This is a genomic window from Mesorhizobium sp. M0601, from assembly GCF_040320845.1.
Lineage (GTDB): Bacteria > Pseudomonadota > Alphaproteobacteria > Rhizobiales > Rhizobiaceae > Mesorhizobium.
In genome coordinates this window covers 45,193-59,908 of sequence record NZ_JAMYQK010000008.1, presented here as the reverse complement: position 1 = coordinate 59,908, position 14,716 = coordinate 45,193, and the positions used below count along the sequence as shown (strand labels likewise).

The following is a 14,716-nucleotide window of genomic DNA, read 5'->3' as shown; positions in this document are numbered from 1 at the left end:
GTGATTCCTGATTAGATTGTGATCCGATTTGACCGACCAAAAGACACCGCGCGGCGCCGACGGCGGCCCCACCGGCATCGAGCCGATATCCATCATCGAGGAGATGCAGCGCTCCTATCTCGATTACGCCATGAGCGTGATCGTCAGCCGCGCGCTGCCGGACGTGCGCGATGGCCTCAAGCCGGTGCATCGCCGCATCCTCTACGCCGCCTATGAGAGCGGCTATCACTGGAACCGCAAATATGTGAAATCGGCACGCCCGGTCGCCGACGTGATGGGTAAATATCATCCGCATGGCGACGCCTCGATCTACGACGCTTTGGTGCGCATGGCGCAGGATTGGTCGCTGCGCGTGCCGCTGATCGACGGGCAGGGCAATTTCGGCTCGATCGACGGCGATCCGCCGGCGGCGATGCGCTACACGGAATCGCGGCTGACCAAGGTCGCGCATGAGTTGCTGGAAGACATCGACAAGGACACCGTCGATTTCCAGGACACTTACGATGCGTCGGGCAGCGAACCGAAAGTCCTGCCGGCGCGCTTCCCGAACCTGTTGGTCAACGGCTCCGGCGGTATCGCCGTCGGCATGGCCACCAACATCCCGCCGCACAATCTGGGCGAGGTCTGCAACGGCGCCATTGCCCTCATCGATAATCCGGCGATCGACCTTCCGGCGCTGATGGAGATCATTCCGGGACCGGATTTCCCGACCGGCGGCATCGTGCTTGGCCGTTCCGGCATCTACAGCGCCTATTCGACCGGCCGCGGCTCCATCGTCATGCGCGGCCGCGTCAACGTCGAGGCGCGCGGCAACGATCGTGAATCGATAGTCATCACCGAGGTTCCCTATCAGGTGAACAAGGCGTCGATGATCGAGAAGATGGCCGAGCTGGTGCGCGACAAGCGCATCGAAGGCATTTCCGACATTCGCGACGAGAGCGACCGCCAGGGCTACCGCGTCGTCATCGAACTGAAGCGCGACGCCGTCGCCGATGTCATCCTCAACCAGCTTTACCGCTTCACCCCGCTGCAGACGTCCTTCGGCGCCAACATGGTGGCACTGAACGGCGGCAAGCCGGAATTGCTGACGCTGACCGACATGCTGAAGGCGTTCGTCGCCTTCCGTGAGGAGGTGATCAGCCGGCGCACGAAATTCCTGCTGCGCAAGGCGCGCGACCGCGCCCATGTGCTGGTCGGCCTTGCCATCGCTGTTGCCAACATCGATGAAGTCATCAAGCTGATCCGCAGCGCTCCGGATCCGCAGACGGCGCGCGAGCAGTTGATGGAGCGGCGCTGGCCTTCGGGCGACGTGGAATCGCTGATTCTTCTGATCGACGATCCGCGCCATCGCATCAACGAGGATGGTACCTACAATCTCTCCGAGGAGCAGGCGCGCGCCATCCTCGAACTGCGCCTGCAGCGCCTGACCGCGCTCGGCCGCGACGAGATCGCCGACGAGCTGAACACGATCGGCGACGAGATCAAGGACTACCTGGACATCCTCTCGTCCCGCGCCCGCGTCCAGCAGATCGTCAAGGACGAGCTCATCGCCGTGCGCGACGAGTTCGGCACGCCGCGCCGCACCGAGCTCGCCGAGGGCGGGGCGGACATGGAAGACGAGGACCTGATCCAGCGCGAGGACATGGTCGTCACGGTCAGCCATTCCGGCTACATCAAGCGCGTGCCGCTGTCGCTCTACCGGGCGCAGCGCCGCGGCGGCAAGGGCCGCTCCGGCATGTCGACCAAGGAAGAGGATTTTGTCACCCGGCTGTTCGTCGCCAACACGCACACGCCGGTGCTGTTCTTCTCCTCGCGCGGTATCGTCTACAAGGAAAAGGTCTGGCGCCTGCCGATCGGCAACCCACAATCGCGCGGCAAGGCGCTGATCAATATGCTGCCGCTCGAACAGGGCGAGCGCATCACCACGATCATGCCGCTGCCGGAGGATGAGACGAGTTGGGGCGAGCTCGACGTCATGTTTGCCACCACGCGCGGTACCGTGCGTCGCAACAAGCTGTCGGACTTCGTCCAGGTCAACCGCAACGGCAAGATCGCCATGAAGCTGGACGAGGAAGGCGACGAGATCCTCGGCGTCGAGACCTGCACCGACAATGACGACGTGCTTTTGACGGCAAGTTCCGGCCAGTGCATCCGCTTTCCGGTCAGCGACGTACGCGTCTTCCAGAGCCGCAATTCGGTCGGCGTGCGCGGCATTGCGATGGCCGATGGCGACCGGGTGATCTCGATGGCGGTGATCGAGCATGTCGATGCGCCGCCGGCGGAACGTGCCGCCTACCTCAAGCGGGTGGTGGCCGAACGCCGGCTCGCTGCTGACATCGCGGCCGGCGAGGAGGAAGAAATCCAGCTCACCAATGAAGAGGTCGGCGAAGAGGCGGAGCTTTCCGACGACCGCTATGAGTTCCTCAAGGCGCACGAGCAGTTCGTGTTGACGGTGACGGAATATGGCTACGGCAAGCGTTCATCGTCCTACGATTTCCGCCTGACTGGCCGTGGCGGCAAGGGTATTCGCGCCACCGACGTCTCGAAAACAGCCGAAATCGGCCGCCTGGTGGCGACCTTCCCGGTCGGCAATGACGATCAGATCATGCTGGTTTCGGATGGCGGCACCGTTATCCGTGTTCCTGTGAACGGCATTCGTTTCGCCAGCCGCGCCACCAAGGGCGTTACCATCTTCAATACCGCAGAGGGCGAGAAGGTCGTTTCGGTGGAGCGAATTTCAGAACCGCAAGCGGATGAAGAGATCGAAGAGAGTGTCGATGCTGAAAGCGGCGCTGTTGCCGATGCCGATGGTAGGGAGCCCGATACTTCCGTCGAGTGAGTTTGGCACGACGACGCCAGCCCTGTGGGCCGGCGTGTGAAGACACCCGCAATCTAGAAGCGGCGATAAGGCCTGCGGTTGCCGAAGCCTTCGAACCGCTTGGTATTGGCCTTGGCGCGGACGCGCTGTGCTTCCTGATGCAACCCGAATACGGTGGCGATCAGCATGGCGACGGTCATTGCGGTGGCGAGCATGTAGATCAGCATGTGCGTGTTCTCCTGCGCCTAACAACGATTAGATGGGTGTTTGGTTTCATCTCCTGCAGCTGCAACTTAGTGAACACTGCGTGAAGCTGTTGTCAGCGGCACATTCATCTGTCGTTCACGTCGGCCAAAAGGTTCACGGCGCGGGCTGGCGATCGGATTTGCCTTTAGGAGAGAGGCTCGCTAGAAGCACCTGCCATGACCGAACGCATCGCCCTTTATGCCGGCTCTTTCGACCCGCTGACCAACGGCCATCTCGACGTGCTGAAGGCGTCGCTGGCCGTGGCGGATACAATCTATGCGGCGATCGGCATCCATCCCGGCAAGAAGCCGTTATTTTCCTTCGAGGAACGGGTTGGCCTGATCGAAACGGCCGCGAAGGCGGAATTCGGCAGCGACGGTGCGCGTATCAAAGTAGTCGCCTTCGACGGGTTGGTAATCGACGCGGCCAGGAAGCATGGCGCCTCGATCATGATCCGCGGCCTGCGCGACGGCACCGACCTTGACTATGAGATGCAGATGGCCGGCATGAACGAGACCATGGCGCCGGAGCTGCAGACGGTGTTCCTGCCCGCCAGCCCTTCAGTGCGCACCATTACCGCCACACTTGTGCGCCAGATAGCTTCGATGGGAGGCGACATCCGCCCCTTCGTGCCGGCGGCCGTGGCCGGCGCGCTCACCGCCAAATTCGCGAAATAAAATGCATGTCACCCAAAAGTGGAACCCGGCTTTGGGTAACGACATGCATGAACGAAGATATTCGGAGAAAGATCCCATGCAGCTGAAAAAGCTTGCCTTCTTGCTTGCCGTGCTTGCCGGTCTTGTGACCGCATCCGTGTCGGCCTTTGCCGCCGATCCGGAAAACACCATGATCGTAACGCTGAAGGACGGCGACGTGACCATCGCGCTGAGGCCCGACCTTGCGCCGAAGCACGTCGCGCAGATCAAAAAGCTGGTGCGCCAGGGCGCCTACGACAACGTCGCCTTTCACCGCGTCATTGACGGCTTCATGGCGCAGACCGGCGACGTCAAGTTCGGCAACATGAAGAGCGGCTTCAATGCCGACGCTGTCGGCACCGGCGGCTCCGATCTTCCTGACCTGCCGGCCGAATTCTCCAGCACGGAGCACTACCAGCGCGGCGTGGTCGGCATGGCCCGCTCCGACGATCCGAATTCCGCCAATTCGCAATTCTTCATCATGATCGCGCCGGCACCGCCGCTCGATGGCCAGTACACCATCGTTGGCAATGTCGTCAGCGGCATGGAGTTGGTGGACCACATCAAGAAAGGCGACGAGGCGCAGAACGGGACGGTGACCGACCCCGATCGCATGATCAAGGTGCGCATCGCCGCGGACGGCAAGTAACCCCAATTGTTCAAAAGGATATTTCTGACATGGCCGAAATCAAGGACCGCGAGAACGCGCTTATCATGGACACGACCAAGGGCAAGGTCGTCATCGAATTGTTTCCAGATCTGGCGCCCGGCCATGTCGGCCGTATCAAGGAGCTGGCGCGCGAAGGCGCCTATGACGGCGTGGTCTTCCACCGCGTCATCGACGGCTTCATGGCGCAGACCGGCGACGTGAAGTTCGGCAATTCCAACAAGCCGTCTTTCGCGCCATCGCGCGCCGGCACTGGCGGTTCCGACAAACCCGATCTGAAGGCCGAGTTCTCCAACGCCAACCACGGCCGCGGCACCTGCTCGATGGCGCGCTCGCAGAACCCGAACTCGGCCAATTCGCAGTTCTTCATCTGCTTCGACGATGCCGCCTTCCTCAACCGCCAGTACACGGTATGGGGCCAGGTCATCGAAGGCATGGACAACGTCGACAAGATCAAGCGCGGCGAACCGGTGCAGGATCCTGACAAGATCGTGTCGCTCAAGGTCGCGGCCGACGTGAAATGACCGGCCGGGCTGTCGCGGCAATCGCATTTGTGCTCGTCGCGGCGGCCACTCCGGCGCTGGCAACGGAATCGATCGTCTGCAGCGCCGACGGCGGCGCGGCATCGATCGACGTTTTGATGGGACACACGGCCGTCATTGCGGTCGCGCGTGTGTGGCTGGATGCCGGCGGCAAGACATGGACCACGGATGGACAGCCAGGCTCAACGAAAGTCATCGTTGGACAGGCATTCGAAGACGACGAGCGCATGCTGATCGACCTCACCGACGAAGGCATCAGCTCGATCGTCGCCAAATTGCGGCTGGTCAAGGCCAGCGAGCAGTCCAGCTTCGCGATGGGCGGCACATTGAGCATAGACGGTGTCGGCGCCTGGGCGGTGACCTGCCCGGAACCTTGAGGCGGGGATCTCTTGCGCGTCGACCTTTTCGACTTCGATCTGCCGGAGGAGCGCATCGCGCTTCGCCCAGCCGAGCCGCGCGACAGTGCCAGGATGCTGGTGGTCAGGCCGGGTGAGGGGCTCGAAGACCGGACGGTGCGCGACCTGCCGGCCCTGCTCAAGGCCGGTGATGTGCTGGTCTTCAACGACACCAAGGTCATTCCGGCACAGCTGAAAGGCATCAGGCGGCGCGGCGAGGCGGCGGCGCAGGTCGAAGCCACGCTGCATATGCGGATGGCGCCCGACCGCTGGCTCGCCTTCATGCGTCCGGGCAAGCGCATCGCCGCCGGCGATCGTATCCATTTCGGTCATGACGCCAATTCCTGCCTTCTCGGCCAGCTCGACGCGAACGTGATCGAGAAGGGAGAAGGCGGCGAGGTGCTGCTCGGCTTCGACCTGTCAGGTCCGTTCCTCGACGAGGCGCTGCATGCAGTCGGCCACATCCCGCTGCCGCCCTACATCGCCTCCAAGCGTGACGACGACGAACGCGACCGCAGCGACTATCAGACCATTTATGCGAGGGAGGAGGGCGCGGTCGCCGCGCCGACGGCAGGGCTGCATTTCACGCCGGAGCTGTTTGCGACGCTCGACGCCAAGGGCATAGAGCGCCGTTTCGTCACGCTGCATGTCGGCGCCGGCACGTTCCTGCCGGTGAAGGCGGACGACACCGCCGACCACAAGATGCACGCCGAAACCGGTTCGGTCAGCCCGGAAACCGCCGAGGCGCTGAATGCGGCGAAAGCAAAAGGAGGGCGCATTATCGCCGTCGGCACGACATCGCTGCGCTTATTGGAGAGCGCGGCTGGCGAGGACGGCAGGCTGGCCGCATGGTCAGGCCCGACAGACATCTTCATCACGCCCGGCTATCGTTTCAAGACCGCAGACTTGCTGATGACCAATTTCCATCTGCCGCGTTCGACGCTGTTCATGCTGGTTTCGGCCTTCTGCGGTTTGCAGACGATGCGGGCGGCCTATGCGCATGCCATCGAGAATCGCTACAGGTTTTATTCCTATGGAGACGCAAGTCTTCTGTTCAGGGAGGATACCGATGGACGATGACCTGGAAACCTTCGACCGGGAAGCCTTGATCGCCGAGGTCAGGAAACTGCGCGCCGGCATCCGCCAACACCGCGACGCCACCGGCCATGATCTGTGCTGGCACCATCCCGACCTCTGGTCACTTTTGCCCGAAAAGACCGACCCGGCGATTGCCGTGCCGCCGTGGCCGAAATTCATGCGCGGCTGCATCCGCTACCGGCAATCACTCGACAAGCAGGCCCCGGACGCGCCGGTATTCGACAAGGAGTTCGATGGCTAGGGAATTCAATGACTGACGCATTCACCTTCAAGGTGCTGGCGACCGACGGCAGGGCGCGGCGTGGTGCAATCACCATGCCGCGCGGGGAAATCCGCACGCCTGCCTTCATGCCGGTCGGTACCGGCGGCACGGTGAAGGCCATGTATATGGATCAGGTGCGCGGCGTCGGCTCGGACATTATCCTCGGCAACACCTACCACCTGATGCTAAGACCCGGCGCCGAGCGCGTGGCGCGGCTCGGCGGCCTGCATGAATTCGCCCGCTGGCCGCATCCAATCCTGACCGACAGCGGCGGCTTCCAGGTGATGTCGCTGTCGAAGCTGCGGAAACTGACCGAGAACGGCGTTACCTTCCGTTCGCATATCGACGGCGGCGCCTACGAGATGTCGCCGGAGCGTTCGATAGAGATCCAGGGGCTGCTCGATTCCGACATCCAGATGCAGCTCGACGAATGCACGGCTCTGCCGGCCAAGCAGAACGAGATCGAGCGTGCCATGGAGTTGTCGTTGCGCTGGGCCGAGCGTTGCAAGACGGCATTCGGCGAGCAGCCCGGCAAGGCGATGTTCGGCATTGTGCAAGGCGGCGACGTGCCGGATCTGCGGCTGCGCTCGGCGCAGGCGCTGAAGGCAATGGAGCTGAAGGGCTACGCGATCGGCGGGCTGGCTGTCGGCGAGCCGCAAGCGGTGATGCTGGAGATGCTCGACATCACTTGCCCGGAGCTGCCGGCTGACCGGCCGCGCTACCTGATGGGCGTCGGCACCCCGGACGACATTTTGAAGTCGGTGGCGCGCGGCATCGACATGTTCGACTGCGTGATGCCGACGCGGGCAGGGCGCCACGGCCTAGCCTACACACGGCGCGGCAAGGTCAATCTGCGCAACGCCCGCCATGCCGACGATCCGCGTCCGCTCGATGAGGCAAGCGACTGCCCGGCCGCACGCGACTATTCGCGGGCCTATTTGCATCATCTGGTGCGCTCGCAAGAGGCGCTTGGGGCGATGCTCCTGACCTGGAACAATCTGTCCTATTACCAGCAGCTGATGCGCGACATTCGTGAAGCGATCGAGGCTGGCAGGTTCGCCGAAGAAGCCGAGATCATCACGCAGCAATGGGCAAACGGTGACCTCGCCGTCCGGTAGGCATGCTCGCCAGGAATCCGGCTCCAGGGAGGAGTTGTCCCTGCCATGAACTGTTTTGAAACGACTGCCCAATAAGCATTGCCGGACGACATCGGGCGAGGATCAAGAACCTGTTCGTTTCGCGGCAAGTTTCAGTTCCTGGCACGACGGTGCGGACGAACGGCATCGCCGAGCCTTCGCCTTCGACCCCCATCGCGGTTCAGCGATGGACGGCTGGGTCGTTGCTTGCGATTCTGGCGATCGCAGTGACCGGCCTGGTCTTGCGCTTGCTTGGCGCGCGCGGCGACCTTTGGCTGGACGAGATCTGGAGCTTTGCGCTGATCGAGCCGCTGACCTCGATCGACCAGATATTCTGGCGCGTCAATCACGACAACAATCATTTCCTCAACTCGGTCTATCTCTATCTCATTGGCCCCGATGCTTCGCCGCTGATCCAGCGAGGTCTGTCGATAGCTTTAGGTGTTGCCACGATCGGTGCGGCGGCAGCGAGCGCCGCATCGCGCGGACGACAGGCGATGATTGCCACAAGCCTGTTGTTTGCCGTGAGCTACCCAATGGTCCATTACGGCTCGGAGGCGCGCGGCTATGCCGGCCTTGTGCTGTTCACGCTGCTCTCGGTGGTTTTTCTGGAGCGCCGGCTCGACAATAGACGGTGGTCTGGCGCGGCCTTGGCAGCGGCGATCCTTTTCGGCTTCCTGTGCCATCTCACAATGATCGGAATGGTGGCGGTCCTCGCAATCTGGACCGCCTGGCTCGCCTGGCAGCGTACGGCGAAGGTCGGCCGCGTCGTTGCGGACCTGGCGTCGATCTTCCTGCCGGGCTTGCTTGCCGTGCTGCCGCTGGCTGTCGGCGTGTTTGTCGGCTGCAGGCTGTTCGGCTTCAGTGTCGGTGGTGTTTCGCCATTCTCGATTGCCGCCTTCGCGCAGGGCTATGGCGGGATGATCCGCTCTCTGTTCGGCCTGCCACCCTGGTTTGGCGACGGGCCTTATATCGTTGCCGCCTGCGGTCTTGTCGGCCTCTCCGCCGGTGTCTGGCGCGGTCGTCGAGCCAGCCTTTATGCCATCGGGATTATCGGACTGCCTTTGCTCATGGCGGCGGCGCATCTGCCCAACCTTGAGTTCCCGCGCTATTTCATCATCAGCGGAACATTGCTGCTGCTCTGGGCCGGCGAGATGATTGGCCGCGGCTTGGATGCTCGCGGGACTGCCAGGCTGCTTGCGATGGGAGCGCTGGCGATCGTGGTGAGTGGAAGCATTTCGTCGCTGCTTCAGTTCTATCAATATGGACGCGGCTCCTACGCCGCTATCGTTGATGAAATGACCAGGAACGGCGCAACCACCTATGCCAGCGACGGTAATTTCCGCACCCCCATTGTCGTCAACTATTTTGCGGCGCGAATGGATCGTCGGGCATTGCTGGTCACAGACGACGGGATGTGCACCGAACGGCCCGCCTGGCTGGTCCTCGAGGGGGACGTGGACAAACAAGCCGAACATGTCCAACCGACGGCCGCATGCGCTCTGGCGTATGAACGGGCCGATGCGTCGAGGCATTGGGGGTTTTCTGGCCTGAGCTGGACGCTCTACCGGCGACAGGATTGAAACACCCCTTTAGGTGCTGAGCGACGTGGACGCACGCAGGCTGCAGCCGGTGATCCGAAAGCTGTCGTCAGGCTGTAGTTCGAGCGTGTAGACCGCCTCGTAGTCCTTGCCATCCGGGCCGACGATCAGCACTTGCTGGATGATCGAGGTCGGGCTCGTCTCACGAACCTTGCCGAAGGAGTAGGTCTGCGGTTGGCGCACCGGTGGATAGCCTTTTGTCACCATGTTCATGAAGGTATCGACGGTCGGAAAGATGCGTTTCACATTCGGTGCGGCAAAGCTGTAGGCCGTCATTCCGTCATTGGCGATGAAGGCCCTCAACTGCCCATCGATGACTGTCTGCGCCGCTTTGACTTCGGCGTCGCCAGCAAAGGCCTGGGATGCGAAAATGAATGGAACGACTGCGAATGCGAAAAACGCGCGGCGCATGGCCTGTCTCCGTTGTCCCTGAGAAATCGCTGCCTGAAGGTACATGATACCATACGCTTTGCAGTGCTTCAGGGTTTCAGCCGAGCGCAAACATTCGGCGTGGCAGTCCGTGTCCGAGCCGAGAAAGCATTGTCGAGGCGAGAACAGCCTGAGCGATTGCCGATGCTTGAAAGGCGAACGGCAGTCTGCCACAAGGGCCGCTCGATTAGAGCGTGCGATGTGAGCAGGACCAGGCAATGAAGGCATTTTTCGTGCAGATAAAGTGCGATCTGGGCAAGGCCTACGACGTTGCCAGCGCCCTGGCCGATGCCGAGATTGCTTCGGAAATCTACTCGACAGCCGGAAACTACGACCTGCTCGCCAAATTCTATGTCGACGACGAGGAAGACATCGGCCACTTTGTCAACGAGAAAGTGCAGATTCTTCCCGGCATCAAGGACACGTTCACGGTCGTCACCTTTCGCGCGTTTTGATCCGCATCCGGCATCTGCCCGGACACCAGGCAAAGCCTGATCAAGGCCCTATTGGTGCTGCCTTAATTTTAGGCAAGTGCGATATACTGATCGCCGGCGCCCAACAAATCACCGATTGCGCTTGATTTTCTCCAGCCAGGCCAGTGAAATGGCGCCACAGGGGAGTATGCGATTGGCAGCGTTCGATGAAATGCTTCCGGAAGTTTCCGGGCTGAGAAAACCGTATTCGGCTTACGATCGCTGGCTGAAGGAACAGGACCCGGCCAGACTTACCGAGAAGATGCAGGACGCCGAACGCGTCTTTCGCAAGACAGGCATCACTTTCGCCGTCTACGGCGAGCAGGAAGCATCGGAGCGGCTGATACCCTTCGATATCGTTCCGCGCATCATTTCGGGCAATGAATGGCGACGGCTGACGCAAGGCATCGAGCAGCGCGTCCAGGCGCTGAACGCCTTTCTCGACGACATCTACCATCGCCAGGAGATCTTACGCGCCGGCCGGGTGCCGAAGGAGTTGATCGCCAAGAACGAGGCGTTCCTGCCCGAGATGATCGGGGTGCGGCCGCCGGCCGGCGTCTATACCCACATCATCGGCGTCGACATCGTACGCATCAGCGAGAACGAGTTCTACGTGCTGGAGGACAATGCGCGCACGCCGTCCGGCGTCTCCTACATGCTGGAGAACCGCGAGACGATGATGCAGCTCTTTCCCGAGCTGTTCCAGCAGATCAAGGTGCGGCCAGTTGAGAATTACCCGCAGCTCTTGCGCCAGTCGCTGGCGGCAGTGCGGCCGCAAAGCACCAAGGGCGCGCCGACCATTGCCGTGCTGACGCCGGGCAGCTTCAACTCGGCCTATTTCGAACATGCTTTCCTTGCCGACCAGATGGGCGTGCAGCTTGTCGAGGGGCAGGATCTGCGCGTCGTCGATGGCCATGTCGCGATGCGCACCACCGAGGGCTACAAGCAGATCGACGTGCTTTACCGTCGTGTCGACGACTCGTTCCTCGATCCGCTGACCTTCCGCCCCGACTCGGCACTTGGCGTGCCGGGCATTATGGACGTCTACCGCGCCGGCAACATCACGATCGCCAATGCGCCGGGAACCGGCATCGCCGACGACAAGGCGATTTATTCCTACATGCCCGAGATCGTCGAATTCTATACCGGCCGCAAGGCGATCCTCGGCAACATCCCGACCTGGCGCTGCTCGGAGCCGGACAGCCTGAAATACGTGCTCGAGCACATCGATGAATTGGTTATCAAGGAGGTCCACGGTTCCGGCGGTTACGGCATGCTGGTCGGTCCGGCGGCGACCAAGAAGGAATGCGAGGAGTTTTCCAAAAAGCTCGCGGCAAAACCGTCGAACTACATTGCTCAGCCGACGCTGGCGCTGTCGACCTGTCCGATCCTGACGGACAAGGGGCTGGCGCCGCGCCATGTCGATCTGCGCCCCTATGTGCTGGTTTCCGACCGTATCCAGATCGTGCCCGGCGGGCTGACCCGAGTAGCGCTCAAGGAAGGCTCGCTGGTCGTCAATTCCTCGCAAGGCGGGGGCACGAAGGATACGTGGGTGTTGGATGATTAGAGTTGAAGTAGCGAGTAGTGAATAGTGAATAGTGAATAGTGAATAGGTAAGGATACGGGTCGTTGATGTTGGTGAAATGCCCTGAAGTGAAGCGCGCGGAATCGTGCCCTGGGATCTGGATAGTCACCATTCACCATTCACCTTTCACTATTCACCACAGGACCGCCTGACATGCTTCTCGGCCGCACTGCCAACGGGCTCTACTGGATGAACCGCTATATCGAGCGGGCGGAAAACATGGCGCGGCTGGTGGATGCCGGCTTGCGCATGGCGCTGACTCGTACCCAGAACGCTTCGGAGGAGTGGAATTCGGTGCTGCTCAGCGCCGGTTCGGACGCCAGCTTCACGCAGAAATATTCCGACTACACCGCCGCCAATGTCGCCGACTATCTGCTGCGCGACACATCGAACCCGTCGAGCACGATGTCGTCTATCGAAACGGCCCGTAACAATGCCCGCATGGTGCGTACCGCACTGACGCGTGAAACCTGGGAAAGCATCAACGAGGCCTGGATGTCGCTGAAGCGGATGCTGGCCAAGCCGATCGACGAGCGCGACCTGCCCAACGCGCTCGACGCAATCAAGCGCGAGACGGCGCTGATCCGCGGCTCGTTCTACGGCACGATGCTGCGCAACGAGATTTTCGATTTTTCGCAGCTCGGCACGTATGTCGAACGCGCCGACAACACCGCGCGCATCCTGGATGTGAAATACTACGTGCTGTTGCCGTCGATCTCCTGGGTCGGCTCGACGCTCGACAACTACCAGTGGGAATCGATCCTGCGCTCGGTGTCGGCGCACCGTTCCTATCGCTGGGTCTATGATGCCGACTACAAGCCGAGCAACATCGCCGATTATCTGATCCTCAACGTCCGCATGCCGCGCTCGCTGACCTTTTGCTACCGCTTCCTGACGGAGCATCTCAAATTCCTGGGTGACGACTATGGGGAGCGCCACGCCTGTCATGCGACGGCTGCCAAGACCCAGGCCATGCTGACGGCCGGGTCGATCAAGGATATTTTCGACGCCGGCCTGCACGAATTCCTGGCCAATTTCATCCGCGACAACACCAGGCTCGGCGACGAGATCGCGCAGGATTACAGGTTCTATTGAGCATGATCCCAAAAAGCGGAGACCGGTTTTCGGAAAAGCTCATGCTCCAGGGACGAGTGCGATGCGGCTGAAGATCACCCACCGGACCGAATACCGCTACGATGCGCCGGTGCATTATCTGTTGCAGCGTTTGCGGCTGCTCCCGGTGAACGGGCGCACCCAGACGGTGCTGTCCTGGGCGCTGAGGATCGAAGGCGCACGCGAGGAAGTGCGCTTCACCGACCATTTCGGCAATGATACCCGGCTGTTGAGCGTCGAGGGCGAGCGCGACTTCATCACCGTCGAAGCAGCCGGCGAAGTGGTGACGCGCGACACCGCTGGCGTCTGCGGACCGCACCAGGGTTTCGCGCCGCTCTGGCTGTTCGGCCAGGAAACGCCGCTGACGACGATCGGAAGCGGCATTCGCGAGCTTGCTGCCTCGGTCGGCAAGGGTACCGACATCGAAAGGCTGCACCGGTTGATGGCGGTGATCGGCGAGCGCGTCGCTTATACGCCGGACACCACCAACGTGACGACGCCGGCCGAAGAGGCCTTGGCGCTCAAGACCGGCGTTTGCCAGGACCACAGCCACATCTTCGTTGCCGCGGCGCGTGCCATGGATTTTCCGGCCCGCTATATCAGCGGCTACCTGATGATGGATGCGGCCATCGAGCAGGCGGCAAGCCACGCCTGGGCCGAGGCGCATATCTCGGGCCTCGGCTGGGTCGCCTTCGATGTCGCCAACGGCATTTCTCCGGACGAGCGTTATGTGAAGGTGGCGACCGGCCGCGATTATCGCGACGCCACGCCGGTATCTGGAATTCGGCTGGGACAGGCGGAAGAACAGCTTGCGGTCACCGTCACCGTGGAGCAGTAATCCCCGGCAAGATTGTTGCCAAAGAGATTCGATGACCTATTGCGTCGGCCTGAAGATCGATCGCGGGCTCGTGTTCATGTCGGACACGCGCACCAACGCCGGCATGGATTCGATCTCGACCTTCAGGAAGATGCATGTCTGGGAAGAGCCGGGCGAGCGCGTCATCGTTTTGATGTCGGCCGGCAATCTGGCGACGACGCAGGCCGTGGTCAGCCTGCTCGACGAACGCACCAAGGCAGTGGCGGAGCGCCGTGCCACACTGCTCGAAACGCCCTCCATGTACCAGACAGTCCGGTTGGTCGGAGACACCGTCAAGGAGGTCATCGCCAGTTCGTCGCCGGCGGGCGAAAAGGCGGATTCCTACTTCAACGCCTCCTTCATCCTCGGCGGTCAGATCAAGGGCAGCGCGCCGCGCCTGTTCATGATCTATCCGGAAGGCAATTTCATCGAATCCACCGACGACACGCCGTTCTTCCAGATCGGTGAGACCAAATACGGCAAGCCGATCATTATCCGTGCGTATGAAAGGACCATGAGTTTCGCCGAGACGGTGAAGTTGCTGCTGGTGTCGTTCGACTCGACGCTGAAGTCGAACCTGTCGGTCGGCCTGCCGCTCGACCTGCTGTTCTATGAAAAGGACACTTTCAAGGTCGGCCTCAAAAAGCGAATAACCCAGGACGATCAATATTATCGTACGATCTCGGATAGCTGGTCGAACGCGCTGAAGACCGCCTTTGCCAGTCTGCCTGATTTTCCCGAATGAAAACCTTCGTTTTTCGTGCTCTTTGATCGCGGCTCGATGAGGCGCTACGGAGGCG

General features: G+C 61.5%; 16 protein-coding genes. 14 read left to right on the top strand and 2 right to left on the bottom strand.

Annotated elements, in window-relative coordinates; genetic code table 11:
• Positions 1–28: 28 nt before the first annotated feature.
• Positions 29–2,839 (top strand): DNA gyrase subunit A, encoded by a 2,811-nt coding sequence (gyrA, locus tag NKI41_RS10630; RefSeq protein WP_352682867.1) that lies wholly within the window; start codon positions 29–31, stop codon positions 2,837–2,839.
• A gap of 53 nt (positions 2,840–2,892) precedes the next feature.
• Here gyrA and NKI41_RS10625 read toward each other — a convergent pair whose 3' ends face one another.
• Complete coding sequence (locus NKI41_RS10625) at positions 2,893–3,045, bottom strand: hypothetical protein (protein WP_352540595.1); 153 nt, start codon at positions 3,043–3,045, stop codon at positions 2,893–2,895.
• A gap of 195 nt (positions 3,046–3,240) precedes the next feature.
• Here NKI41_RS10625 and coaD point away from each other — a divergent pair, with 195 nt between their 5' ends.
• From coaD to NKI41_RS10585, 8 genes are all read left to right on the top strand, one after another.
• On the top strand, positions 3,241–3,741 hold the full coding sequence (gene coaD / locus NKI41_RS10620) for a pantetheine-phosphate adenylyltransferase (RefSeq protein WP_352448768.1): 501 nt from the start codon (positions 3,241–3,243) through the stop codon (positions 3,739–3,741).
• 76 nt (positions 3,742–3,817) lie between these two features.
• Positions 3,818–4,408: a peptidylprolyl isomerase gene (locus tag NKI41_RS10615; protein WP_352682865.1), complete on the top strand. Its 591-nt coding sequence runs from the start codon at positions 3,818–3,820 to the stop codon at positions 4,406–4,408.
• Between the two features lie 29 nt (positions 4,409–4,437).
• Positions 4,438–4,950, top strand: a complete 513-nt coding sequence (locus NKI41_RS10610) for a peptidylprolyl isomerase (protein ID WP_254817363.1) — start codon at positions 4,438–4,440, stop codon at positions 4,948–4,950.
• Positions 4,947–5,345 carry a hypothetical protein gene (locus tag NKI41_RS10605; RefSeq protein WP_352682863.1) on the top strand — a complete coding sequence of 133 codons (399 nt, stop codon included), beginning with the start codon at positions 4,947–4,949 and terminating at the stop codon, positions 5,343–5,345. Before NKI41_RS10610 ends, NKI41_RS10605 begins: the two co-directional genes overlap by 4 nt.
• A 12-nt stretch (positions 5,346–5,357) precedes the next feature.
• Entirely contained in the window at positions 5,358–6,443 is a 1,086-nt protein-coding gene (gene queA / locus NKI41_RS10600) for a tRNA preQ1(34) S-adenosylmethionine ribosyltransferase-isomerase QueA (protein WP_352682861.1), read from the top strand.
• Entirely contained in the window at positions 6,433–6,702 is a 270-nt protein-coding gene (locus tag NKI41_RS10595) for a hypothetical protein (protein WP_352471691.1), read from the top strand. Before queA ends, NKI41_RS10595 begins: the two co-directional genes overlap by 11 nt.
• An 8-nt stretch (positions 6,703–6,710) precedes the next feature.
• Positions 6,711–7,841 (top strand): tRNA guanosine(34) transglycosylase Tgt, encoded by a 1,131-nt coding sequence (gene tgt / locus NKI41_RS10590; RefSeq protein WP_352502505.1) that lies wholly within the window; start codon positions 6,711–6,713, stop codon positions 7,839–7,841.
• 221 nt (positions 7,842–8,062) lie between these two features.
• Complete coding sequence (locus NKI41_RS10585; protein WP_352682859.1) at positions 8,063–9,442, top strand: glycosyltransferase family protein; 1,380 nt, start codon at positions 8,063–8,065, stop codon at positions 9,440–9,442.
• A 9-nt stretch (positions 9,443–9,451) separates the two neighbouring features.
• Here NKI41_RS10585 and NKI41_RS10580 read toward each other — a convergent pair whose 3' ends face one another.
• Positions 9,452–9,871 carry a DUF4864 domain-containing protein gene (locus NKI41_RS10580; protein ID WP_352682857.1) on the bottom strand — a complete coding sequence of 140 codons (420 nt, stop codon included), beginning with the start codon at positions 9,869–9,871 and terminating at the stop codon, positions 9,452–9,454.
• A gap of 236 nt (positions 9,872–10,107) precedes the next feature.
• On the opposite strand from NKI41_RS10580, the gene NKI41_RS10575 reads away from it, so the two are divergent.
• The 5 genes from NKI41_RS10575 (at position 10,108) to NKI41_RS10555 (ending at position 14,661) form a co-directional block, all read left to right on the top strand.
• The gene (locus tag NKI41_RS10575; protein ID WP_023674883.1) at positions 10,108–10,344 is read left to right on the top strand and encodes an Lrp/AsnC ligand binding domain-containing protein; all 237 of its coding nucleotides are present in this window, start codon (positions 10,108–10,110) and stop codon (positions 10,342–10,344) included.
• Between the two features lie 172 nt (positions 10,345–10,516).
• Complete coding sequence (locus NKI41_RS10570; protein ID WP_352613762.1) at positions 10,517–11,929, top strand: circularly permuted type 2 ATP-grasp protein; 1,413 nt, start codon at positions 10,517–10,519, stop codon at positions 11,927–11,929.
• 171 nt (positions 11,930–12,100) lie between these two features.
• Entirely contained in the window at positions 12,101–13,042 is a 942-nt protein-coding gene (locus tag NKI41_RS10565; RefSeq protein ID WP_023674885.1) for an alpha-E domain-containing protein, read from the top strand.
• A gap of 61 nt (positions 13,043–13,103) precedes the next feature.
• Positions 13,104–13,898: a transglutaminase family protein gene (locus NKI41_RS10560; RefSeq protein ID WP_352682855.1), complete on the top strand. Its 795-nt coding sequence runs from the start codon at positions 13,104–13,106 to the stop codon at positions 13,896–13,898.
• A 31-nt stretch (positions 13,899–13,929) separates the two neighbouring features.
• Positions 13,930–14,661 (top strand): proteasome-type protease, encoded by a 732-nt coding sequence (locus tag NKI41_RS10555; protein WP_254817354.1) that lies wholly within the window; start codon positions 13,930–13,932, stop codon positions 14,659–14,661.
• The last annotated feature ends 55 nt before the right edge of the window (positions 14,662–14,716 follow it).

What these genes read in the sequence shown, in the direction of transcription:
- NKI41_RS10575 (WP_023674883.1), top strand. Translation starts at nt 10,108, where the DNA reads ATGAAGGCATTTTTCGTGCAGATAAAGTGCGATCTGGGCAAGGCCTAC.
- NKI41_RS10595 (WP_352471691.1), top strand. Translation starts at nt 6,433, where the DNA reads ATGGACGATGACCTGGAAACCTTCGACCGGGAAGCCTTGATCGCCGAG.
- NKI41_RS10565 (WP_023674885.1), top strand. Translation starts at nt 12,101, where the DNA reads ATGCTTCTCGGCCGCACTGCCAACGGGCTCTACTGGATGAACCGCTAT.
- NKI41_RS10605 (WP_352682863.1), top strand. Translation starts at nt 4,947, where the DNA reads ATGACCGGCCGGGCTGTCGCGGCAATCGCATTTGTGCTCGTCGCGGCG.
- tgt (WP_352502505.1), top strand. Translation starts at nt 6,711, where the DNA reads ATGACTGACGCATTCACCTTCAAGGTGCTGGCGACCGACGGCAGGGCG.
- NKI41_RS10560 (WP_352682855.1), top strand. Translation starts at nt 13,104, where the DNA reads ATGCGGCTGAAGATCACCCACCGGACCGAATACCGCTACGATGCGCCG.
- NKI41_RS10580 (WP_352682857.1), bottom strand. Translation starts at nt 9,871, where the DNA reads ATGCGCCGCGCGTTTTTCGCATTCGCAGTCGTTCCATTCATTTTCGCA.
- NKI41_RS10625 (WP_352540595.1), bottom strand. Translation starts at nt 3,045, where the DNA reads ATGCTGATCTACATGCTCGCCACCGCAATGACCGTCGCCATGCTGATC.
- NKI41_RS10610 (WP_254817363.1), top strand. Translation starts at nt 4,438, where the DNA reads ATGGCCGAAATCAAGGACCGCGAGAACGCGCTTATCATGGACACGACC.
- NKI41_RS10615 (WP_352682865.1), top strand. Translation starts at nt 3,818, where the DNA reads ATGCAGCTGAAAAAGCTTGCCTTCTTGCTTGCCGTGCTTGCCGGTCTT.
- NKI41_RS10555 (WP_254817354.1), top strand. Translation starts at nt 13,930, where the DNA reads ATGACCTATTGCGTCGGCCTGAAGATCGATCGCGGGCTCGTGTTCATG.
- coaD (WP_352448768.1), top strand. Translation starts at nt 3,241, where the DNA reads ATGACCGAACGCATCGCCCTTTATGCCGGCTCTTTCGACCCGCTGACC.